21 protein-coding genes and 1 pseudogene are annotated in these 22,316 nt (G+C 62.5%); 12 read left to right on the forward strand and 10 right to left on the reverse strand.

Translation table 11 applies throughout. The annotated features are described in order from the left end of the window. Window positions 1-628 precede the first annotated feature (628 nt). The gene (locus G4G31_RS03815) at window positions 629-811 is read left to right on the forward strand and encodes a hypothetical protein (protein WP_182990360.1); all 183 of its coding nucleotides are present in this window, start codon (window positions 629-631) and stop codon (window positions 809-811) included. A gap of 631 nt (window positions 812-1,442) precedes the next feature. Further along, a complete protein-coding gene (locus G4G31_RS03820) occupies window positions 1,443-2,237 on the forward strand; it encodes a 5'-methylthioadenosine/adenosylhomocysteine nucleosidase (protein WP_182990361.1) in 795 nt (264 codons plus the stop codon). Here G4G31_RS03820 and ald read toward each other — a convergent pair. After that, entirely contained in the window at window positions 2,207-3,322 is a 1,116-nt protein-coding gene (gene ald / locus G4G31_RS03825; RefSeq protein WP_182990362.1) for an alanine dehydrogenase, read from the reverse strand. The two genes, G4G31_RS03820 and ald, sit on opposite strands and share 31 nt — an antisense overlap. A gap of 46 nt (window positions 3,323-3,368) precedes the next feature. Then, window positions 3,369-7,015, reverse strand: a pseudogene (gene putA, locus G4G31_RS03830) (trifunctional transcriptional regulator/proline dehydrogenase/L-glutamate gamma-semialdehyde dehydrogenase). 211 nt (window positions 7,016-7,226) lie between these two features. On the opposite strand from putA, the gene G4G31_RS03835 reads away from it, so the two are divergent. Then, window positions 7,227-7,682 (forward strand): Lrp/AsnC ligand binding domain-containing protein, encoded by a 456-nt coding sequence (locus G4G31_RS03835; RefSeq protein ID WP_056340766.1) that lies wholly within the window; start codon window positions 7,227-7,229, stop codon window positions 7,680-7,682. An 82-nt stretch (window positions 7,683-7,764) separates the two neighbouring features. On the opposite strand, the gene G4G31_RS03840 is transcribed toward G4G31_RS03835, so the two are convergent. Further along, window positions 7,765-8,721 (reverse strand): LysR family transcriptional regulator, encoded by a 957-nt coding sequence (locus G4G31_RS03840; protein ID WP_182990363.1) that lies wholly within the window; start codon window positions 8,719-8,721, stop codon window positions 7,765-7,767. A 162-nt stretch (window positions 8,722-8,883) separates the two neighbouring features. Here G4G31_RS03840 and G4G31_RS03845 point away from each other — a divergent pair, with 162 nt between their 5' ends. After that, on the forward strand, window positions 8,884-9,093 hold the full coding sequence (locus G4G31_RS03845) for a hypothetical protein (protein ID WP_182990364.1): 210 nt from the start codon (window positions 8,884-8,886) through the stop codon (window positions 9,091-9,093). Window positions 9,094-9,172: 79 nt separating this feature from the next. Here G4G31_RS03845 and G4G31_RS03850 read toward each other — a convergent pair whose 3' ends face one another. The 6 genes from G4G31_RS03850 to G4G31_RS03875 all read right to left on the reverse strand — a co-directional run bounded on the left by G4G31_RS03850 (window position 9,173) and on the right by G4G31_RS03875 (window position 13,120). Further along, window positions 9,173-9,769, reverse strand: a complete 597-nt coding sequence (locus tag G4G31_RS03850; RefSeq protein WP_182990365.1) for a chalcone isomerase family protein — start codon at window positions 9,767-9,769, stop codon at window positions 9,173-9,175. A 166-nt stretch (window positions 9,770-9,935) separates the two neighbouring features. Beyond that, complete coding sequence (locus tag G4G31_RS03855) at window positions 9,936-10,481, reverse strand: DUF1003 domain-containing protein (RefSeq protein ID WP_182990366.1); 546 nt, start codon at window positions 10,479-10,481, stop codon at window positions 9,936-9,938. Between the two features lie 64 nt (window positions 10,482-10,545). Continuing rightward, on the reverse strand, window positions 10,546-10,806 hold the full coding sequence (locus tag G4G31_RS03860) for a YfhL family 4Fe-4S dicluster ferredoxin (protein ID WP_182990367.1): 261 nt from the start codon (window positions 10,804-10,806) through the stop codon (window positions 10,546-10,548). Between the two features lie 30 nt (window positions 10,807-10,836). Then, a complete protein-coding gene (gene coaD, locus G4G31_RS03865) occupies window positions 10,837-11,334 on the reverse strand; it encodes a pantetheine-phosphate adenylyltransferase (RefSeq protein WP_182990368.1) in 498 nt (165 codons plus the stop codon). Window positions 11,335-11,546: 212 nt separating this feature from the next. Next, a complete protein-coding gene (gene rsmD, locus G4G31_RS03870) occupies window positions 11,547-12,191 on the reverse strand; it encodes a 16S rRNA (guanine(966)-N(2))-methyltransferase RsmD (protein ID WP_182990369.1) in 645 nt (214 codons plus the stop codon). Between the two features lie 32 nt (window positions 12,192-12,223). Continuing rightward, window positions 12,224-13,120, reverse strand: a complete 897-nt coding sequence (locus G4G31_RS03875; protein WP_229425334.1) for a DUF6279 family lipoprotein — start codon at window positions 13,118-13,120, stop codon at window positions 12,224-12,226. A gap of 27 nt (window positions 13,121-13,147) precedes the next feature. On the opposite strand from G4G31_RS03875, the gene glmU reads away from it, so the two are divergent. Next, a complete protein-coding gene (gene glmU, locus G4G31_RS03880; protein ID WP_182990370.1) occupies window positions 13,148-14,524 on the forward strand; it encodes a bifunctional UDP-N-acetylglucosamine diphosphorylase/glucosamine-1-phosphate N-acetyltransferase GlmU in 1,377 nt (458 codons plus the stop codon). A 243-nt stretch (window positions 14,525-14,767) separates the two neighbouring features. Here glmU and G4G31_RS03885 read toward each other — a convergent pair whose 3' ends face one another. Beyond that, a complete protein-coding gene (locus tag G4G31_RS03885) occupies window positions 14,768-15,235 on the reverse strand; it encodes an Lrp/AsnC family transcriptional regulator (protein ID WP_182990371.1) in 468 nt (155 codons plus the stop codon). A gap of 161 nt (window positions 15,236-15,396) precedes the next feature. Between G4G31_RS03885 and glmS the strand changes: the two genes are divergently transcribed. From glmS to G4G31_RS03920, 7 genes are all read left to right on the forward strand, one after another. Next, window positions 15,397-17,226, forward strand: coding sequence for a glutamine--fructose-6-phosphate transaminase (isomerizing) (glmS, locus tag G4G31_RS03890; RefSeq protein WP_182990372.1), 1,830 nt, complete (start codon window positions 15,397-15,399; stop codon window positions 17,224-17,226). Window positions 17,227-17,546: 320 nt separating this feature from the next. Further along, the gene (locus G4G31_RS03895; RefSeq protein ID WP_182990373.1) at window positions 17,547-18,206 is read left to right on the forward strand and encodes an ArsI/CadI family heavy metal resistance metalloenzyme; all 660 of its coding nucleotides are present in this window, start codon (window positions 17,547-17,549) and stop codon (window positions 18,204-18,206) included. 66 nt (window positions 18,207-18,272) lie between these two features. Continuing rightward, on the forward strand, window positions 18,273-18,779 hold the full coding sequence (locus G4G31_RS03900; RefSeq protein WP_182990374.1) for an ArsI/CadI family heavy metal resistance metalloenzyme: 507 nt from the start codon (window positions 18,273-18,275) through the stop codon (window positions 18,777-18,779). An 8-nt stretch (window positions 18,780-18,787) separates the two neighbouring features. Then, complete coding sequence (locus tag G4G31_RS03905) at window positions 18,788-19,633, forward strand: phosphate ABC transporter substrate-binding protein (RefSeq protein WP_182990375.1); 846 nt, start codon at window positions 18,788-18,790, stop codon at window positions 19,631-19,633. After that, the gene (pstC, locus tag G4G31_RS03910; protein WP_182990376.1) at window positions 19,633-20,544 is read left to right on the forward strand and encodes a phosphate ABC transporter permease subunit PstC; all 912 of its coding nucleotides are present in this window, start codon (window positions 19,633-19,635) and stop codon (window positions 20,542-20,544) included. Before G4G31_RS03905 ends, pstC begins: the two co-directional genes overlap by 1 nt. A 10-nt stretch (window positions 20,545-20,554) precedes the next feature. Beyond that, window positions 20,555-21,391: a PstA family ABC transporter permease gene (locus tag G4G31_RS03915; protein WP_182990377.1), complete on the forward strand. Its 837-nt coding sequence runs from the start codon at window positions 20,555-20,557 to the stop codon at window positions 21,389-21,391. A 13-nt stretch (window positions 21,392-21,404) separates the two neighbouring features. Next, window positions 21,405-22,286: a phosphate ABC transporter ATP-binding protein gene (locus tag G4G31_RS03920; RefSeq protein WP_182990378.1), complete on the forward strand. Its 882-nt coding sequence runs from the start codon at window positions 21,405-21,407 to the stop codon at window positions 22,284-22,286. Window positions 22,287-22,316: the final 30 nt, after the last annotated feature.

Raw genomic sequence — 22,316 nt, forward strand, 5'->3', positions numbered from 1 at the left:
TAAACGGAACGCCAGAGGGGCATCTGTGGATAAGGTTCTTGATATCCACAGGAACGGTTTGTGCAGAAATGGCGCGTTTGGGGAGGCGCGAAAAATTGTCCAGATTCATCAACTGAGCGATACAGCGGCAACGCACCCGCTTATACCGCGTGTAAACCCATGATTTCTTGTCTGTTAACCGGCTTATCCACAGAAAGTGCCACTTGTTAACACTACTACTAAACTTGTATACAGATATTGGTTGTAAACCTGAGAGGCCTCGCGCGCCCTGCCTGGGAAAATATTTTTTGCTGCGCGCTCGAACTGTTGGGCTGATGCTGCAAAAGCCAACGCAGCGCTGGCAGCCTGGCGTCTCTTCCCTGTCGGCCTTGCCAGCTGACGCACGACAGCACTGCCGGCAACCCGAAAACCGCGCCCGCGGGAAGCAGGCTGTGGACAAGCTCATGCATATCCACAGGAAGGAATGTGCAGAACGCGCGCGATTGCCGAGCTGCCGAAATCTGTCCGCATTCCGTGCAAACCCGATACACCGTTTGTTCAGCACATCAGGAATGACGTAAACCCTTGAGCCTGTGGAGAAAATCGGTCTTATCCACAGTTCGGAGGGCGTTTACTACTACTATCAATTTTGTATACATCTATTGTTATTAAACAGAAGAAGCCGGCGGCGCTGGAAAACCCCGAAGCGCTCGCGCCGGTTTGCGCTACTGCTGGCGCTGGCGCTGTCGCGACGCAGCCATTCGATGGTTTGGCAGGAAAAGAAGGGATGGCGCTCATTGCCCATGCCGGCAACCTGCATCCAGGAGCTTGAGGAAGGCCAACCGGACGGCTGCCGCACCGTCGATGCACGGAGTTCGGATCGCACGAGCACACTGACGGCCCTGATCACGGCAGAGCACACTTCCGGCAAAAGATGGCGTCGTCGGTTCAGTAAGCGATCAGCAACACGCTTCAAGCTGAACAACGGTAAGCGTATGAGGCAAGCTCCACTGCGCGATCAGACCTGTCGGACGCTCGCTGTCGGCAGTGGCAATGCGCACATGCCCGCAAAAGCGCGCTGCCGGCACCGGGTCACGGCCGTTTTGCCAGCGATAAGCGCTATCTGGCAGACCGGCCTGTGGACAAGCCGCTGCATATCTACAGGATCCGATGTGCAGAAACGCTGTTACTGGAAGCCCGCTGTTTTTTCTCCAACATCGGTGCAAGCGCGATACAGCGCTTGTCCAGCCAGTCGCGGATAGCGTAAGCCGCTGATCTTGTGGAGTAAACCAATCTTATCCACAAGAAGAGCTTCGTTTACTATCACTACCAGCTTTATATATACATTTATTACTGTAAACATCTGAAAGCAGGGAAAAACGGGACAACCCGTCTTCAGCCAAGCAAAACCGCTTGGAAAACACCGTTTTCAGACTCTTCAACCCATCAACAACATCAAATTCATGCGTCTCGGGATCATCAGTGCACTACAAGAAGAACAGCAGGGGCTCGTGGAGGCCATGGAGAGGCCCTACAAGCTCATCCATGGTCAACGCGAGTACTGGGCTGGAACACTGTGGGAAATCGACGCTGTGTGCGTTCTGTCGCGTATAGGCAAGGTTGCTGCCGCCATGACAGCCACCACGCTTGTGGAAAAGTTCGGAGTTACGCACATCCTGTTTACCGGCGTGGCCGGTAGCGGCGACCCCAGCGTACGTGTCGGCGACATCGTCGTGGCCGATTCGCTGGTCCAGCACGACATGGATGCCAGCCCGCTGTTTCCCCGTTTCGAGGTGCCGCTGACGGGCTTGACCCATTTTCCGGCCGACCATCGCCTCAGCACGCAGCTGGCCGACGCCGCCGCTGCGTTCCTCGAGACCGAATTCCTGGACGTGATCGATGCGCGCGAACAAGCGGCATTCGCCCTGGCGCAACCGCGTGTCCACCGCGGCTTGATCGCCAGCGGCGACCAGTTCGTCAACGAGCGCGCGCATATCCATGCCCTCAACGATGCCCTGCCGGGCCTGGTGGCGGTGGAAATGGAAGGGGCGGCGGTGGCCCAGGTGTGCTATGAGCTGGACCTGCCCTGTTGCGTGATGCGGACGATTTCCGACAACGCCAATGAAAACGCGGCCACCGACTTCATGCGTTTCGTGAAGTCAGTGGCCGCGCGCTATGCTTTTCATGTCGTCAGGCAGTTCTGCCTGCAGATCGGGGGCGTCTCCGTTCAGGCCAGCAGCGAGTCCGCCGGCACGTAGTTGTAACCCAGGGCCTGGGCCACGGCTTCATAGGTGACCTTGCCCTGGCAGACATTCAGGCCATGGCGCAGGTGCGCGTCCTCACGCAGGGCGCGTTGCCAGCCTTTATTCGCCAGCGCCAGGGCGTGGCCAATGGTCGCGTTGTTCAGCGCAAAGGTGGACGTACGCGCCACCGCGCCCGGCATGTTCGCCACGCAGTAATGCACGACACCATCGACAACGAAGGTAGGGTCGGCATGGGTGGTCGGGTGCGAGGTTTCGAAGCAGCCGCCCTGGTCGATGGCGACGTCCACGACCACCGCGCCCTTCTTCATGCGCGCGATCATGTCGCGGGTGACCAGTTTCGGCGCCGCCGCGCCCGGTACCAGCACGCCGCCGACGACCAGGTCGGCCGACAGTACCGCTTCTTCCAGCGCATGCGCGTTCGAATAGACCGTGGCGATGCGGTTGCCATAGACCAGGTCGAGCTGGCGCAGGCGGTCGATGTTCTTGTCTAACACGGTAACGCGGGCACCGGTCCCGACCGCCATTTGCAGGGCATTGGTCCCGACCACGCCGGCGCCGATGATGACCACGTGGCCTGGCGCCACGCCCGGCACGCCGCCCAGCAGCAGGCCCATGCCGCCCTTCGATTTTTCCAGGTGGGCAGCGCCGGCCTGGATGGCCATGCGTCCCGCCACTTCGCTCATCGGTGCCAGCAGCGGCAAGCCGCCGCCCGCGCCGGTGATGGTTTCGTAGGCAATGCAGACCGCTTTCGATTTGACCAGCGCCGCGGTCTGTTCCGGATCGGGCGCCAGGTGCAGATAGGTGTAGAGGATTTGTCCCTCGCGTAGCATCGCGCACTCGCCCGGCTGCGGCTCCTTGACCTTGACGATCATCTCGGCACGGGCAAAGAGCTCCTCGGCCTGGTCGACAATCCTGGCCCCGGCCGCGACGTACTGCTCGTCGGACAGGCCGATCTCGGCACCGGCGTTCTTCTGGACCATGACCTGGTGGCCCCGGTTGACCAGCTCGCGCACGGACGGCGGGGTCAGGCCGACCCGGTACTCGTGGTTCTTTATCTCTTTTGGAACGCCAACTAACATGTCTTCCTCCAATGAGCTACACAATGAACAACAAACCTTTACATGATTACAGCCCCAGCGTCATCAGGCTTGCGTTACCCCCAGCGGCCGTCGTGTTGACGCACAGGGCACGCTCGGCCACCAGGCGCCACAGGGCGATCGGGGCTGCGATATCCGTGTCGACGATGCCGACGATGGCACCCGGGCGCGCCGCCAGTTCGGTGCGCAGGTTGCCCTGCAAACCGGTTTCCAGCATCGCCATCTGGAAGTCGCACTGCGCCACTTCGGCGGCACCGATGAATTGCAGCTGATCCTTCAGTTCCGGCGGCAGATCGTCCGGCACGTGCAGGCCGGGACTGACCAGCACCAGCGCCCGGTTACCGGTCGCCATGGCGGCGGCCAGCTGGTTCAGCATGCCCCGTTGCGATTCGGCCGCGCACAGCACCACCCCGCGCGGGGTAAAGGACAGGCGGTTGCGTTCGCCGGTCGGGCCGGGTAAATCGATGGCCGTGCCGTTCAGTTGCGTGCGCGCATAGCGCTCGCCGAGGGCGACCAGGTCTTCCAGGCCGTGGGTGTGGGCCCAGACCATCAGCGCATCGAGCGCAGGATACGGACGGCGGGCATGCTCGAGCAGCGGCGCGGCACGGCGCTGCAGGCGCTTGATGTAGAGCGGGCCGCCAGCTTTCGGGCCGGTACCGGATTTGCCTTCGCCACCGAACGGTTGCACGCCAACGACAGCGCCAACGATGTTGCGGTTCACGTAGATATTGCCGACATGGGCGCGCGCGGTGATGAAATCGATGGTCTCGTCGATGCGCGAATGCACGCCCAGGGTCAGGCCGTAACCGGTGGCATTGATGGTGTCGACCACGCGGCCGAGGTCGGCGCGGCGGTAGCGCACGATGTGCAGCACGGGCCCGAACACTTCCTGCTTGAGTTCATCGAGCGAGGCAATTTCCAGCACGGTTGGCGGCACGAACGTCCCCCCCTCCGTGAGCGCTTTCGGCAGTTCCAGCGCAAAATGGTTTTTCGCGGTGGCACGGGTACGCTCGATGTGATTCAACAAATTGCGCTGGGCCTCGGCATCGATCACCGGGCCGATGTCAGTCGCCAGGCGGTCCGGGCTGCCGACGCGCAGTTCTCCCATCGCGCCCTTCAGCATGCGGATCGTCTTGTCGGCAATATCTTCCTGCAGGAACAATACGCGCAGGGCCGAGCAGCGCTGGCCGGCGCTGTCGAAGGCCGAGCTCAATACGTCCTGCACCACCTGTTCCGGCAAGGCGGAGGAATCGACGATCAGCGCATTCTGGCCACCGGTTTCGGCCACCAGCGGAATATCGATGCCCTCGTTGTCGGCCCGCTTTGCCAGCGTGCGGTTGATCAGTTGCGCCACTTCCGTCGAGCCCGTAAAGATCACGCCTTTGACGCGCGCGTCGCCGGTCAGGGCGGCACCGACGACTTCGCCTCGGCCCGGCAGCAATTGCAGGCTGGCCAGCGGGAAGCCGGCTTCGTGGAACAGTTGCACGGCGCGATGGGCGATCAGCGGCGTCTGTTCCGCCGGTTTGGCCAGCACGACATTGCCGGCGGCCAGGGCCGCAGCAACCTGGCCGGTGAAAATCGCCAGCGGGAAGTTCCAGGGGCTGATACACGTCACCGGTCCCAAAGCCTGCGCCGGCGCGGCGTCTTTCACTTGCGCGCCGTAGTAGCGCAGGAAGTCGACGGCTTCGCGGATTTCCGCGATCGCGTTCGGCAAGGATTTGCCCGCTTCGCGCACGGCCAGGGCCATCAGCTCGGCGCAGTGTTCTTCGAACAGATCGGCAACGCGGTCGAGCATGGCGGCACGGTCAGCGTTGGCGCCGGCTTGCCACTGGGCGGCGAAAGCGGTGGCTGCGTTCAGGGCCGTTTCGACGTCTTGCGGCGCCGCTTCCTGCACCTGGCCGACGCGATCGGCATGCTGGGCCGGGTTGCGCACTTGCAGCGTATCGGCGCCGAGCACCGGGCCGGCGATCAGCGGTTTTCGCGGTAGTCGCGCTGGCGCGCCAGCTCCAGGCCAAGGCTGCGCAGTGCATCTTCGTTCGTCAGGTCGATGCCGGCGGAATTCCTGCGCTCGGCACCAAACAGGGCGCGCGGCTGGGCAATGGCCGGGTGCGGCAGGCAATCGGCGGCGCGCGCGACTTCGAACGGGTCGTTCAGCAGGCTGTCGACGGGGATCTTTTCGTCGACGATCTGGTTCACGAACGAGGAATTCGCGCCGTTTTCCAGCAGGCGGCGCACCAGGTAAGCCAGCAGCGTTTCGTGCGAGCCGACCGGGGCATAGATGCGGCAGGTTTTACCCAGATTGTCCTTGCCCACGACCTGGTCGTAGAGCGTCTCGCCCATGCCGTGCAGGCACTGGAATTCGTAGTTGTCGACACCCTGCTCTTTCGCCCAGGTGTAGATCACCGACAGGCTGTGCGCATTGTGGGTGGCGAACTGGGCATAGATGACATCGAGCGCACCGAGCAGTTTTTTCGCACAGGTCAGATACGACACGTCCGTGTAGACCTTGCGCGTATAGACCGGGAAGCCCGGCATGCCGTCCACCTGCGCGCGCTTGATCTCGGCGTCCCAATAGGCGCCTTTTACCAGGCGCACCATGAACTTGCGGTTGCTGCGCTTGGCGAGGTCGATCACGTAGTCGATCACGAACGGGCAGCGCTTCTGGTAGGCCTGCACCACCAGGCCGATGCCCTCGAAACCGGCCAGTTCCGCATCAAAAGCCAGTGCCTCGAGCATGTCGAGCGAGATTTCCAGGCGGTCCGCTTCCTCGGCATCGATGTTGATGCCGATGTTATAGCTTTTCGCCAGCAAGACCAGGTTGCGCACACGCGGCAGCAATTCGTTCATCACGCGGGCGTACTGGGCGCGGCTGTAGCGCGGGTGCAGGGCGGACAGCTTGATCGAGATCCCGGGGCCGGCCTTGATGCCGCGCCCATTCGAGGCCTTGCCGATCGCGTGGATGGCTGCCTCGTAGGAAGCATAGTAATTCTGGGCATCCAGTTCAGTCAGCGCCGCTTCGCCCAGCATGTCGTAGGAATATTGATAGCCGCGCGCCTCGTTCGGCTGGCTGTTTTTCAGGGCCTCCTGAATCGTCTGGCCGGTGACGAACTGGTTGCCGAGCATGCGCATGGCCAGGTCGACGCCCTTGCGGATCAGCGGTTCGCCGCCGCGGGCGATCAGGCGCGTCAGGGCGGAGCCCAGGCCGCGCTCGCTGCTGGACGAGACGAGTTTGCCGGTGACCAATAAACCCCAGGTGGCGGCATTCACGAACAGCGAAGGCGATTCACCCAGGTGGCTGCGCCAGTCGCCCTTGCTGATCTTGTCGGCGATCAGGCGGTCGGCGGTGGCGCTGTCGGGAATGCGCAGCAGCGCTTCGGCCAGGCACATCAGCGCGACGCCTTCTTCCGACGACAGCGAGAATTCATGCATCAGGGCGTCGACGCCGGAAGCGCGGGTGCGTTTCGCGCGCACGCTCGTGACCAGGCGCTGGGCCAGCGGTTTCGCTTCCGCGCCCGGACGGGCGCCTTGTGCCAGCAGCCACTGGACGGCTTCCTGCTCGTCGCGGCGGTAGGCGGCGGTGATGGCGGCGCGCAGGGGCGTCTGCTCTTGCCGGGTTTCAGCCTGGAAGGCGTCGAAGGGAACGAAGGTGGTGGCCGGAGTGGCGGCGATCTGCATGGTGGTCTTTTATTAAACTAAAACAGGTCCAGGGTGCACAGCAAAACGCGCCGCACTGCATGGCAGGCGGCGCGCATCTTGGCAGGCGCTTCAATCGTTTGATTGTAGAAGGAAATCTTCTGGATTAATTCTGTTTTTAACGGGCACTAGCAATAGATAGTTTTTGGTGCGAGAATTCGACCAAATAATATTTACGCTTAAGAGAGACGGCATGCTCGACAAAATTTCGAAGAAGATCCTGGCCGAGTTGCAGAACGATGGACGCATCAGCAACGTCGAGCTGGCGACCCGGGTCAACCTGTCGCCGGCGGCCTGCCTCGAGCGCGTGCGCAAGCTGCACGAATCCGGCTACATCATGGGCTATACGGCCCAGTTGAATCCGCAGTTGCTGGATGTGTCGCTGCTGGTCTTCATCGAAGTGGTGCTGGACCGCACGACGCCGGAAGTGTTCGACGCCTTCAAGCAGAGCGTGCAATTGATCCCGGAAGTGCTCGAGTGCCACATGGTGGCGGGCGGCTTCGATTACCTGGTCAAGGCGCGGGTGAAGGACATGGCGGCCTACCGCGAATTCCTCGGCAAGACGCTGCTACAGAAAGGCGTGCGCGAGACGCATACCTATGCGGTGATGGAAGAGGTCAAGAATACGACGAAGTTGCCGATCAGGTAAACGCGTTCAACCAACGCTCGACCTTGTAGGGTGGGCGCCCCGTGCCCACGCCGTACATGGCATACGGTGAGACCGGCCCACCCTACGCGGCTTGCCGCTCCGCCTTCGGTGCCGTCGCCACGGCGGCGGTGGTTTCCAGGTTGTTGCGCAGCCAGCGGTGGGCGGGGCTGCGGCCGTCGCGTTCGTGCCAGAGCATGTCCAGATGCACGGCCGGCAAGGCGAACGGCAGTTCGCGCCAGATCAGCGACTCCGTCATGCCCGTCGACACCATCAGGTGCTTCGGCAGCACCGTGATCAAATCCGAGTTCGCCACCACCCGCCCTGCTGTGAAGAACTGGTTCACGGTCAACAGGATGCGCCGCTCGCGGCCGATCTGCGCCAGCGCCTCGTCGACCAGGCCGTGCGCCCGACCCGAAAAACTCACCAACAAATGGTTCGCCTTGCAATAGGTGTCGAGGTCGAGCTTGGTGTTGGCCAGTGGATGGTTCTTGCGCATCACGCACACATACTGGCCCGAGTACAGGCGCTCGTGGCGGATCGGCGAACCGGTCTCATACGACAGCTGGGCAGCCACGCCCGGAAAGAAGCCGACCGCCAGATCAATGTCGCCGCGCAACAGCATCGGCCGCGGCTCGCGCGTGGTCAGCGGCACCATGCGGATGTTGACGCCCGGCGCTTCGCTCTCGATCGAGCGCATCAGCGAGGGTAGCCAGTAGGCGGCGGTGGCATCGGCCATGGCCATGCGGAAGGTTGCCTGCGCTTTCGAGACATCGAAGGTTTCCGGCATGACCGCCGCTTCCAGCGAGGCCAGCGCCTGGCGCACGGCCGGCCACAGGGCTTCGGCACGCGGGGTGGGCTTCACGCCATACGCCGTGCGGATCAGCAATTCGTCGCCCAGGCTTTCACGCAGGCGTTTGATGGCATTCGATACCGCCGGCTGGGTCATGGCCAGGTGGCCGGCCGCGCGCGTGAGGTTTTGTTCGGTCATGACTGCGTCGAATACGCGCAGCAGGTTCAGGTCCAGTGTCAGGAAGCTCATGGAAAAATCGTCTCGGTGGCAGCGCGCTGCCTGTTTATCGGTCTGGTTTCAGTGTACTCGATTTCATTCATGATCCATATAAGGGCCATTAGAAAACGGAATTAGATTTATATGCTGCATTGCACTATAGTTCTTAGAAACAACGTTCCGTAATCAAACATCATGTCGTTCGTCTCTGCCGTCACCCAATTGTCTTTCCCGCTGCTGCCCCTGGCCGACCTGCTGCGCCTGGCCTGCCTGCTGGCGCTGCTGGCCGCTTTCCTGCTGTTTTTCCGCCCCTTGTTGTCGGGACTGGTCCGCGCGTCGTTGCTGGTGCTGCGTCCCCGTACTGCGCGCACGCGCGGCGCCGCTGACGGCGTGCTCGGCGCTTGAAGCCAGCACACGAATGAAAAACGCGGCCCCGGTTTCCCGGCGCCGCGTTTTTTTATGCCCGCATTTTCCTGCTGCGTGATTAGCGCGCTTCGCCCAGCAAGGCCGGCTTGAGCGAGCGGTCGGCCGGCTTCTCGCCCAGCCAGATGCGCAGCACGGCATTATAGAAATTCACATCCGAAATCGGTTCGCCGATCCGCTTGCCGTTCAGCTCGCAGACGGTGCCGGTGCCCGGGATCCAGTCCAGGTGGAGCACGTCGCCCTTCTTGATTTCGTCGACGGCGGCAAAGATTTCGCCGAGCTTGCCGATCTGGCTGACGATCTTCGCCTTTTCAGCCTTGTCCAGGTTGGCGTTGATCCCTTCCGTGAAAGCCTTGCCCATGTCGTCGGCGCCAACATCGCGTGCCATCACCAGAGTCACGCGGCGCGGACCTTCCATTTTCAGGATGTCGGCCAGGCCCGTCTTTTTCTCGGGCAGATAGAGGCCGGCCGCGTAGACCTTGATGATGATCTTGGTGCGCATACCGGCGCCATTGAGTTTCAAGTCCTTGCCGGCAACCTTGTTCGTGTCCTCGAATTTGATGCCATTCACGTCGACGGCGGCTTGGGCATGCAGTGCCAGGGTCAGCGCCAGCGCCGCGCCGCTGGCAAGGGTGATCGGGTGCTTGAAAGCGGTCATATTGTCTCCTGTCCTGTTTTGGTATGCGGGGCTGCCGTGGCGCCAGGCGCCCGAAAAAGTATGGTCGTGCTAAAAGCGACCGTAGCAATATAGCAGCTAAATATTGTCGTACAACAATATTGAACAGGTATTTTAATGCTGCAAGAGCACAATACAACGGGGACGATCAATGACGTGCAGGGTGGTTTTCGCGTTCGATCGCTTCGAGGACGGTGTGAGTGTCGGCCGATTGCTTCAGTTCCTCGGCCTCGGCATCGGGCTTGTCGGGCAGGTTGGGCGAATCGTGGCGCAGCTCTTCGATCATGGCGATGATCTTGCTGGTCTTTTCCTCGGCCAGCAGGCTGATCTGCAAATCGAGGTGGGCATTGTGCTGGGCCAGCAGCGACATGCGGTTCTGGCGAATCAGGACGGTGGTGGAGATGAGTAAGGCATTCAGGCCGATAATGCCCTGCAGCCAAAAAAAGGGCGGTTCGTCGAACTGGTCGAAGCCCAGCTCGGGCGCGACCAGATTCCAGGCGATCCAGGCGACGATAAACACCAGATTGGCCACGACATACGCAGGCGTTCCCAACACCTGGCTCATCTTTTCAATCAGGGCCTGGGCGCGCGGCACCTCTTCTTCGTGGCGTGCGTAATGGTCGGCAATGGTGCCAATGTTCCGGGTTACCGATTGCGGCAGGCGCGAGCGCGCGTCGTCGTCGTTTTGGGCCATCGGCGCAGGATAGCACGGTCGGAAAAAACGCCTTGCCGGGCAGTGCGAGGGGCACCGCGAAGAATCAGGCGGCGTTCTTGGCGGCCGTCAGGCGTTCGTATTTCGCCAGCAATTCTTCGCGCGTTTCGCGCCAGGCTGGATTGAAGGGAATGCAGGCGACCGGGCACAGCGAGGCGCACTGCGGTTCATCGAAGTGGCCGACGCATTCGGTGCATTTGTGCGGATCGATCTCGTAGATCTCCGTACCCATCGAAATGGCGTCGTTCGGGCACTCGGGCTCGCACACGTCGCAATTGATGCATTCGTCGGTAATGAGTAAGGCCATGATGCTTGTGCGGTAAATGAATGCCCGGGATCAGGCTGTCGGCGGCGCCATGGCGGCGATTTTCTTTTGCAGCCAACGGTCGACCGAAGGGAAGACGAATTTCGACACGTCGCCGCCGAGCATGGCAATCTCGCGCACGATGGTGCCGGAGATGAACTGGTACTGGTCGGACGGGGTCAGGAACAGCGTTTCGACGTCGGGCAGCAGATAGCGGTTCATGCCGGCCATCTGGAACTCGTATTCGAAGTCGGACACGGCGCGCAGGCCGCGTACGATCACGCGGGCGTCGTGCTGGCGCACGAAATCCTTCAGCAGGCCGGAAAAGCTTTCCACCTTCACGTTCGGATAATGGCCGAGTACTTCGTTGGCGATTTCCAGGCGATCCTCGAGCGAAAAGAACGGCTTCTTGTTCTTGCTGTCGGCAACGCCGACCACGAGCGTGTCGAACAGGCCCGATGCACGGCGCACCAAATCCTCGTGGCCGCGGGTGAGCGGGTCAAAAGTACCTGGATAAACGGCTACAACCATTGCGGCTCCCTGGAGAAACACCGATATTGAAAGGCGCATTATGCCTGAAATTCCGGCAGTCGCCCCGGCATTGAACCAGTTTTGCCCGCGAATTGGGCAAGGATGCGGGGTTTATGCCTTAGAGCAGCTAACAAACTGTTCAGGGCAAGACGCATCGTCGAAGACAGTACGACTGTACGGCGAGACGATGCAACGCAGCCATGGGCGGTTTGTTAGCTGCTCGTGTTTTCGTGCAATTTCAGTAAATGGTAGTAGACCATCCCTGCCTTGTCGGCGCGGATCTGTTCCCAGGGCGCGAGCCACTCAGGCGTTTCTTCGCCCGTCGGCAGGGCATGTTCGGCCTCGACATACACCATGCCGTCCGTCTTCAACAGGTCAACGCACAGCGGCAGCGCCTTGGCGACGAAATCCTGGCCATAGGGCGGATCGAGGAAGATGACATCGAAACGCTGCCCGCGCAGCGCCAGGTCGCGCGCGACGGCAAAGGCGTCGCCGCGCAGCGGGTGGACATTGTCCGCCTTCAGGGTTTCCTTGTTGAGTTCGAGCTGGCGCACGGCCGGGCCGTGGAAGTCGAGCATGGTGACGGAACGGGCGCCGCGGCTGGCCGCCTCGAAGCCGAGGGCGCCGCTGCCGGCGAACAGGTCAAGGCAATCGACCGTTTCCCAGTCGCCGCCGACCTGGTGGTGGATCCAGTTGAAGACGGTTTCGCGTACGCGGTCGGGCGTGGGGCGCAGGCCGAGGGCGTCGAGCACCGGCAGCAGGCGGCGTTTCCATTGTCCGCCGATGATGCGTACCTGCTGCGGCGCCAGCCGCGGACGGCCGTGCTGGCCCTGGGGTTTGGTTGGCTTTCTATGCATGGCCGGCACTATAGCACCGCCACGCTGCTGCCTTATTTCGCTTCCTTGGCCAGCGCATTGAAATCGTTGATCCAGCCCTGCATGCGCTGCTGGGCGTGCGCCTTTTGCGCCGGGGTTGCCAGGCGGATTGCCGTCAGGATGAAATTGGTGGTGGCGTTGATATAGCTGTCATAGAAGGCCTTGCGCTCGGGCGCTTCCATGCGGGCGAGGAACTCGTGCAGCAGGCTGTTGATCATCACTGTCGTCTGTTCCTTGTTCGGCTTGTCGCGGGCGATCTTGCGCGCCAGGGTGAGGATGCGGCGCTGGCGGTAGATGCGTTCTTCCAGCCAGATCTGGCTGTCGAGCGGACGGGCATCGGAGGCGCGGCGCAGCGCTTTCTCCTGTTCGTTGGAAAAGCCGCCGAACCACAGCTTGAACTGGTCCATCGACTTGTCGAAGCGCGCCTCATTGCGTTTTTCATTGCTGCCGCTGACGAACTTGCGGCGGTATTCCTCGTTCTTCTTGTTGAAACGTTCTTCCATCTGGTCGATCTGGTCGGGCGTGAGCGAGCGCGCCAGGTCGACCATGTCGGGGACGGCGCGAAAGGCCAGGGTTTCGGTATGGCGGCGGATCTCCCGGTAATCGGCGAGCAGGTCGGCCTGGGTTGGCTGGCCGGCAAGCTGGCGCTGGAAAGTGCCGAGCAGGGCAGCGTAATCGTCGAGCTGGGTTTTGCGGTGCCATTGGAACAGTTCGCCGATGTCGCGTTTGACCCAATCGCCTTGGTCGCCTTCGAAGTCCACATAGGCGTCCAGCCACCAGTACAGTAGGGTGTCGCCATGGTTGTAGCTGAAACGGATGGTGCTGCAGGCGGTCAACAGTGCCAATAGCGCGACGACGAACAGCGCACGCGTGCGCTGGAACAAGGGGTCATGCATGCTAAACTTTTTCATCTTATTAACTCTTCTTGAATTCGGCCTATGAACGTAGTCATCCTTGCCGCCGGCATGGGAAAGCGCATGCAGTCCGCGCTGCCTAAAGTGTTGCATCCGCTGGCTGGGAAGCCGCTCCTGCAGCATGTGATCGATACCGCGCGTGCGCTGCGGCCGAGTAAATTATGCGTGATTTACGGACACGGGGGCGCAGCGGTGCCTGAGATGGTGGCCACGCTGGCGCGTGATGGCGAAGCGCCGATCGACACCGCGCTGCAGCAGCCGCAACTGGGCACCGGCCACGCCGTGATGCAGGCCGTGCCGCAACTGGACGAGAGCGTGCCGACCCTGGTGCTGTATGGCGACGTCCCGCTCACGAGTGTCGATTCGCTGCGCCGCCTGGTCGAGGCTGCGGGTAACGACAAGCTGGGCATTCTCACGGTCGAGCAGGCCAATCCCTTTGGCCTGGGCCGCATCATCCGCGAAGGCGGGCGCATCGTGCGCATCGTCGAGGAAAAGGATGCGAGCGAAGCCGAGCGCGCGATCCGCGAAATCAACAGCGGCATCATGTGCATCCCGACCGCGCACCTCAAACGCTGGCTGGCGGCGCTGTCGAACAACAATGCGCAGGGCGAGTATTACCTGACCGACATCGTGGCCCAAGCCGTGGCGGACGGCGTCGAGGTGACCTCGGCCTCGCCGTCGGCCGAATGGGAAGTGGCGGGCGTGAACAGCAAGGTGCAGCTGGCGGAACTGGAACGCCGCCACCAACTGAACATTGCGAACGCCCTGCTGGAAAAAGGCGTGACCCTGATGGACCCGGCGCGCATCGATGTGCGCGGCGAACTGATTTGCGGGCGCGATGTCGTGATCGACGTCGGCTGCGTGTTCGAGGGCCGCGTGGAACTGGCCGACGGCGTGCGCATCGGCGCGCACTGCGTCCTGGTGGATGTGAAGGTCGCTGCCGGTGCGAACATCAAGCCGTTCTGCCACCTGGAAGAAGCGATTGTTGGCCCGGCATCGCAGATCGGCCCGTATGCGCGCCTGCGTCCGGGCACCGAACTCGGTGAAGATGTCCACATCGGCAACTTCGTCGAGGTGAAAAACAGCCAAATCGCCGCGCACAGCAAGGCGAACCACCTGGCCTATGTCGGCGATGCCACGGTGGGCTCGCGCGTGAACATCGGCGCCGGCACCATCACCTGTAACTACGATGGCGCCAACAAATTCCGCACCGTGATCGAAGACGACGCCTTCATCGGCAGCGACAGCCAGCTGGTGGCGCCCGTCACCGTGGGTAAAGGTGCCACGCTCGGCGCCGGCACCACGCTGACGAAGGACGCGCCGGCCGGCAAGCTGACCATCTCGCGCCCGAAGCAGATGACGCTCGAAGGCTGGACCCGTCCTGTGAAAACGAACAAGTAATCCACCGCCTGTACACTGGATATTGACAGCGAAATCACAGGCAAATCACAGGGATATCCACCGGCTTATGCAGGGTTTTACCGGGGATATCCGCTGTGATTCCACAAGTCATCCACTGAGTTATCCACAGGCAAATCCATCGAGCAGTACTGTAGGGTGGGCGCCCCGTGCCCACCGATTCAGACCGTAGGGTGGACTCCCGAGTCCACGCGGTGCAGCGTCAAATCAGCCATGACGTCCGGTTCAAACCGCAATCCGCGTCTCGAACTTGCTCCGGAACGTAGAAAAATACGCCTTCACATTGCGCACATTCGCATGGGTGGCAAACAACCGGTGCGCCAGCGCGTGATAAGCCGGCATATCGACCACCTGTACCACAAGCACGAAATCCGGCCCGGGCGCCACCCGATAGCACTGCAGCACGGCTTCTTCACTTGCCACCAGCGCTTCGAACTGCGCCATCCGCTCGGCCGCCTGCACATCGAGCGTGATCTCGACGATGGCCGTCAGGCGCGCCCCTACCTTCTCCGGCGCGACGATCACAACTTGCCGCTCGATAACACCGCGTTCGGTCAAGCTCTTGACCCGACGCAGGCAAGTTGGCGGCGACACGTGTACCAGTTCCGCCAACTCGGCATTCGTCTGCGATGCATCAGCTTGCAGCGTATTCAGGATGCGACGATCGAGGTCATCCAATTCGGGTAGCGCCATATTGAAATCCTGAGAAAGAAATCCGCTTATCTATGAAATATCATTTCATCACCATTCACCGATGAAATTTTATAACAAAATTGGCCACACTCTGTACGCATATTTCATCACCGTTGCCATACGATATGCCCCGTTGCTAATTTTTTAAATGAGGTTCGTCCATGTGCGGTATCGTCGGAGCAGTTGCGCAGCGTAATATCACCCCCATCCTGATCGAGGGCCTGAAACGCCTCGAATACCGCGGTTACGATTCCTGCGGCGTGGCGCTGCACGTCGAAGGACGCCTGGCCCGCTCGCGCAGCACCTCGCGCGTGGCCGACCTCGAAACGCAAATCGCCGGTACCGGCCTGCAAGGTTTCACGGGCATTGCCCATACCCGCTGGGCCACCCACGGCGCCCCGGCTTCGCACAATGCCCACCCGCACTTCTCGCCAAACGAAGAAGCGGCGCGCATCGCGCTGGTGCATAACGGCATCATCGAAAACCACGACGAGCTGCGCCGCGAATTGACCGAACTCGGCTATGTCTTCACGAGCCAGACCGATACCGAAGTCATCGCCCACCTGGTCGACCACATGTACAACGGCGACCTGTTCGACACCGTCCAGCAAGCCGTGAAGCGCCTGCACGGCGCCTACGCGATTGCCGTGTTCTCGCGCGAGGAACCGCACCGCGTCGTCGCCGCACGCCAGGGCTCGCCGCTGATCGTCGGCGTCGGCGAAGGCGAGAATTTCGTTGCGTCGGACGCGATGGCGCTGGCCGGCACCACCAACCAGATCATCTACCTGGAAGAAGGCGACGTCGTCGACCTGCAACTGTCGCGCTACTGGATCGTCGACGTCGACGGCAAACCGGTCGAGCGCGAAGTCAAAACCGTGCACGCCCACACCGGCGCCGCCGAGCTTGGCCCGTACCGCCACTACATGCAGAAGGAAATTTTTGAACAGCCACGCGTCATCGGCGACACGCTGGAAGGTGTCACCGGCATCATGCCGGAACTGTTCGGCGACAACGCTTATAAGGTCTTCAAGCAGATCGACCGCGTGCTGATCCTGGCCTGCGGCACCAGCTACTATGCCGGCCTGACTGCGAAATACTGGATCGAGTGCATCGCCAAGGTGCCGGTCAATGTCGAGATCGCCAGCGAATACCGTTATCGCGACAGCGTGCCGCACCCGAACACCCTGGTCGTCACCATTTCGCAATCGGGCGAAACCGCCGACACCCTGGCTGCGCTGAAGCACGCACGCAGCCTCGGCATGCCGCACACGCTGACGATCTGCAACGTCTCGACCAGCGCCATGGTGCGCGAATGCGAACTGGCCTACATCACCCGCGCCGGTGTCGAAGTCGGCGTCGCCTCGACCAAGGCGTTCACCACCCAGCTGGCCGCCCTGTTCCTGCTGACCCTGACGCTGGCGCAAGTGAACGGCCGCCTGACGGACGAGGAAGAAGCCGAACACCTGAAACAGATGCGCCACCTGCCGGTCGCCATCTCGGCGGTGCTGGCACTGGAGCCCCAGATCATCGCCTGGGCCGAGGAGTTCGCTCGCAAGGAAAACGCCCTCTTCCTCGGCCGCGGCATGCACTACCCGATCGCCCTGGAAGGCGCGCTGAAACTGAAGGAAATCTCGTACATCCACGCCGAGGCCTATCCTGCCGGCGAACTGAAACACGGCCCGCTGGCGCTGGTGACCGAAGAAATGCCGGTGGTGACGATCGCCCCGAACGACGCGCTGCTGGAAAAGCTGAAATCGAACATGCAGGAAGTGCGCGCGCGCGGCGGCCAGCTGTACGTGTTTGCCGACGTCGATTCGCGTATCGTCTCCGGCGACGGCCTGCACGTGATCCGCCTGCCGGAGCACTATGGCGAACTCTCCCCAATCCTGCACGTGTGCGCGCTGCAGCTGCTGGCCTATCACACGGCGCTGGCACGCGGTACGGACGTCGACAAGCCGCGTAACCTGGCGAAGTCGGTGACGGTGGAATAAGCCCCTTGTTGTCGCGGCAGCCAATTCTGCCGTAACGAAAAAAAGCCCGGACAGCCTGTCCGGGCTTTTTATTTTTGCGAGGCCGATCCCTGCCATCAGTCCCTTGCGTAGCGCCTCGCCCCAGGCACAGCCAGCGCTCGCGCAGCGGCGTACCACTACCCCAAAGCAACACCCCATTAAGCCCGGCAACACCTCCCTTCCCCTTCGTACAGGCACTGACCAATCGGACAGTAGGCGCCCGCATAGCCCCTCCCTATACTCGGCCACGAATACGCTTTTGCACACAGTAAAAGGTATTTCACCTAACGCGGAGAGTGAACATGTCTGAAGTCGACCCTATTGCAAACACCGGTTCGTCCTGCTGCCCGCCTCGTCCGGGACAGGCGGCCGCGGCATCCTGCTGCGCACCGAGCGCGGCTGCCCCAAGCGCTGCGGCATGCTGCGCCCCGGCTCCAAGCCAGGCCGCCGGCTGCGGCGGCGCCGTGATCCTTGACGACGGTACCGACGAAGTGAGCGCGGTCGACTTCCCGAACGAGCGCCGCATCCACATCAGCCTGAACGTCAGGAACCTCAAGAAATCGCTCTGGTTCTATCGCATCCTGTTCAACCGCAACCCGAGCAAGCTGCGCGAGGACTACGCCAAGTTCGAGCCGACCGTCCCGCCCGTGAACTTCACCCTCAATGAGCACGCCGACGCCATCGACCGCGACGGCCACTTCGGTATCGAGGTCAAGAGCACCGAGGCCGTGCAGGCCGTGATCAACCGCATGACGGCCGCCGGCATGACGGTCAATACCCGCGAGACGCAGGTGTCGTGCTGCTATTCGGTGCAGGACAAGGTCTGGGTGGTCGACCCCGACGGTAACCACTGGGAAGTCTTTGTCGTCACCAACAGCGAAGCGGTCGAAGGCTGCGGCCTTTCCTGCATCTGCTACGACAAGGAAACCGGCGGCTGCAACTGGAAATCGAACCGCGATTAAAACGCCCCCGTCGCGCATTCCAGCCGCATCCGATCCCGCATCGCCCAACCCATTACGAGAGCCGCCATGGACCAGAACACGAACACCGCAGCCCCGGCCGAAGCCGAGCCCTTCCAGCTGAAACCCGCCAATTTCCCTGGCGACGAGCGCATCCATATCAGCATCAACGTGGCCGACCTGTTCGACTCCGTCAACTTCTACCGCCATTTCTTCGGCATCGATCCAGTCAAGATCCGCGAAGGCTATGCCAAGTTCGACGTGCAGGATCCGCCGCTGAATTTCTCCGTCAACGAAAACCCGCTCGACACCCGCACGCAAGGCCACCTGGGCATCCAGGTGAAAAGCACGCGCGTGGTGAAGGACACCTATGCACGCCTGCTGAAAGCCGGCTTCAAGATCCTGACCGAGGACGGTGCCGAGTGCTGCTACGCGGTGCAGACCAAGATGTGGGTGGCCGACCCGGACGGCAACCGCTGGGAAGTGTTCTGCACCACGGTGCCGGATGCCGAACAGGGTTGTGGCGAAGACTGCATCTGCCACCAGGAATTCGAACGCAGCGTCGTCACCCAATAAGAGGCCATATGAAACCCTTCCTGAATCTGACCTTGTCCGCGCTGCTGGTGGCGGGTGCGGCGCTTGCCGGTCCGGCGCTGGCGCAAACCGTGATCACGGCCACCGGCGCGTCGACCATTGCGCCGCTGATGTCCGAAGTCGGCAAGCATTTCGAGAAAGCCAACCCGCAGGTGCGCGTCGAGGTGCAGTCGGGCGGCACCTCGCGTGGGATTGCCGACGTGCGCCAGGGTAGCGCGCGCATCGGCATGGTCTCGCGTGCGCTGCACGAGGACGAAAAGAAGGACCTGGAAGCGCTGTTGATTGCCCGTGACGGCGTCGCCATGGTCGTGCACAAGTCCAATCCGGTAAAAGCGCTGACGCGCGAACAGATCATTGCCATCTATACCGGCAAGGTGAAAAACTGGAAGGAAGTGGGCGGCGCCGACGCGCCGATCACTGTCATCAGCAAGGCCGAAGGACGCTCGACGCTGGAAGTGTTCACCCACTACTTCGGCGTCACGCCGCGCGACATCAAGGCGCAGATCATCATCGGCGACAACCAGCAGGAGATCCGCACCGTGTCGACCAACAAGGGCGCCATCGGCTATGTCTCCATCGGTTCGGCCGAGTACGAGGCCAGCCACGGCACGCCGATCAAGATGCTTGCGCTGGGCAACCTGGTGCCGTCGACGCAGAGTGTGGCGTCGGGCGCCTACCCGATCGCACGCGATTTGAACCTGGTGTACCGCAAGCCGCTCAGCAAGGATGAATCCGCCCTGCTCGCCTACATGTCGACGCCGGCGGCGAAGAAGGAAATCCTGGCGCAGTTCTTCATCCCGGTGGCCACTGCACCGGTCGTGGCGAACAGCAAGTGATGAAAGCCCTGGTGCCGGGCCATGCGCTGTTGCGCGGCGCCCCCAGCCAGCCTGCCGAGGGCAGCGGGCGCCGCGTCGACAGCGTGCTCCTGGCCGTGGTGTGCTGCTGCGCCCTGGTCGCCTCGCTGCTGATCGTCCTCATCGGCGTGTTCCTCGTCAAGGAGAGTTATCCGCTGGTGCAGAAGATCGGCTTCGCGCGTTTCCTGTTCGACGAAGGCTGGTGGCCGGGCAGCGGGCAGTACAACCTGGTGCCGATGATCGGCGCCAGCCTGCTGCTGACGCTCAGCGCCACGCTGATCGCCGCGCCGCTGGCCATCGTCTTTGCCGTCTGCCTCGCCTTTTATTGCGGCGAGCGGCTGCGCCGGGCATTGCGCCTGCTGGTCGACCTCAGCGCCTCGGTCCCCACCATCATCTATGCGTTCTGGGGACTGGTGACAATCGTGCCGCTGGTGGCTGCCATCGACGGCCCGGGCACGAGCGTGCTGGCCGGCAGCCTGGTGCTGGCGCTGATGATTTTTCCGACCATCGCCATCCTCTGCCATTCGGCGATCGCCGCCGTGCCCAGCCATTATTTTGTCGCCGGCGCCGCGCTCGGGGTGCGCCGCTCGGCCTTGATCCGCCACGTGGTGCTGCCGCATGCGCGCAGCGGCATCGTCGCCGCCGTCATTCTCGGCGCGGCCAGGGCCATCGGCGAAACCATGGTGGTGCTGGTCCTGTGCGGGAACATCGTGCAGATGCCCTCGTCCGTCTTCGATCCGGTGCGCACGCTGACGGCCAACATTGCCCTGGAAATGCCCTATGCCCAGGACGACCACCGCGCGGCGCTCTACGTCTCGGGCCTGATCGTCCTCCTTGTCGTGACCACGCTCGTCCTGATGAGTGAACTGTATGCACACCGCAAGCACCGCTAGCACCGCTGACATGCGCCCCTGGCAGATCCTGCCGCGCGCCGCCCTCTGGCTGGTCGTCGCGGCCGTGGCGGCGGCCATGCTGATGCCCGTCATCGACATCGTCATCCACGGCCTGCCGGTGCTGAGCTGGGAATTCATCACCGAGAACCCGCGCGACGCCGACCGCAGCGGCGGCATCGCCTCGGTGCTGGTGTCGACGGCGCTGATCACGGGCGTGAGCCTGGCGGCGGCGGTGCCGGTCGCTTTCGGTACCGCTGTCCTGCTGTCGGAATACGTGCCGGCCGACGGGCTGCTCGCTTCCCTGATCCGCGGCAGCCTCGACGTGCTGGCCGGCGTGCCCTCGGTGGTGTTCGGCCTGTTCGGCCTGACGCTGCTGTGCCGCCAGCTGGGGCTGGGCTACTCCATCGTGGCCGGCGGCCTGACGCTCGCCTGCATGATCCTGCCGACGCTGACGCGCACCATGTACAGCGCCTTCGACGCGCTCGGCACCCAGTACCGTTTCGCCGGCTCGGCGCTGGGCGTGTCGCGCATGGCCATCCTGCTGTACGTGAGCCTGCCGCTGGCGCTGCCCGCCGTCACCGCCGGCATCGTGCTCGGCCTGACGCGCGCGCTGGCGGAGACGGCCGTGCTGCTCTTCACCAGCGGCTACTCCGACCGGATGCCGACCTCGGTCTTCAATTCCGGACGCAGCATTTCCCTGCACATCTACGAGCTGGCGACGAACGTCTCCGGCGGCGACGGCGCCGCCTATGGCTCGGCGCTGGTGCTGATCATGCTGCTGGGCGTGGCCAGCCTGTGCATGCACGCCTTGTCGAACCGCATCCAGAAAAAATTCATCTCATCCTGAAACGGGCGCAACCATGAGCAAGATCGAGCAAAGCGAAGAATTGGCGGCCGCCTGCCTGGCCGCCTGCCAGAACGTGCAGACGGCATGCGAGGGCGGCGAAGACTGCTGCACCGAGAACGTGCCGAGCGCGTGCGAGGGCGACGACTGCTGCATCGTGGTCGACAAGGTCGGCATCCGCTACGGCTCCCACGTGGCGATGAAGGACGTGTCGCTGCGCATCCGCGCCAACAAGGTCACGGCCATCGTCGGGCCCTCGGGCTGCGGCAAGTCCAGCTTCCTGTACTGCCTGAACCGCCTGAACGACATGGTGCCGAACTGCGAAGTCTCCGGCTGCATCAGCTTCGATTTCTTCCAGGGCGCCGCGGCGCCCGACCACGCGCTGCGGCGCCAGATCGGCATGCTGTTCCAGAAGCCGAACCCGTTTCCGTTTTCGATCTGGCGCAACCTCGAGTTCCCGCTGATGCAGCACGGGGTGAAGGACAAGGCCGAGCTGGCGGCGAAGATCGAGCGTGCCTTGATGGACGTCGGCCTGTGGGACGAAGTCAAGGACAAGCTGCACAAGCCGGCCCTGACGCTGTCGGGCGGCCAGCAGCAGCGCCTGTGCCTGGCGCGCGCGCTGATCCTGCAGCCCAGCGTCCTCTTGATGGACGAGCCCTGCAGCGCGCTCGACCCGCTCTCGACCAGGAAGATCGAGGAACTCATCCGCAGCCTCTCGGCCACCATCACCATCATCCTGGTGACCCACAACATGGCGCAGGCGCGGCGCGTGGCCGACTACGTGGCCCTGTTCTGGAGCGAGGGCAATTCCGGCCGCCTGCTCGAATACGGCACCGCGCGGGAAGTGTTCGATTCGCCCAAGAGCGAACTGACACGCTCCTATCTCGCTTTCGCCTGACCCGCCTTACCGAACCATCCACCCGGAACA

Source organism: Massilia sp. Se16.2.3 (assembly GCF_014171595.1).
Taxonomy (GTDB): Bacteria; Pseudomonadota; Gammaproteobacteria; order Burkholderiales; family Burkholderiaceae_D; genus Telluria.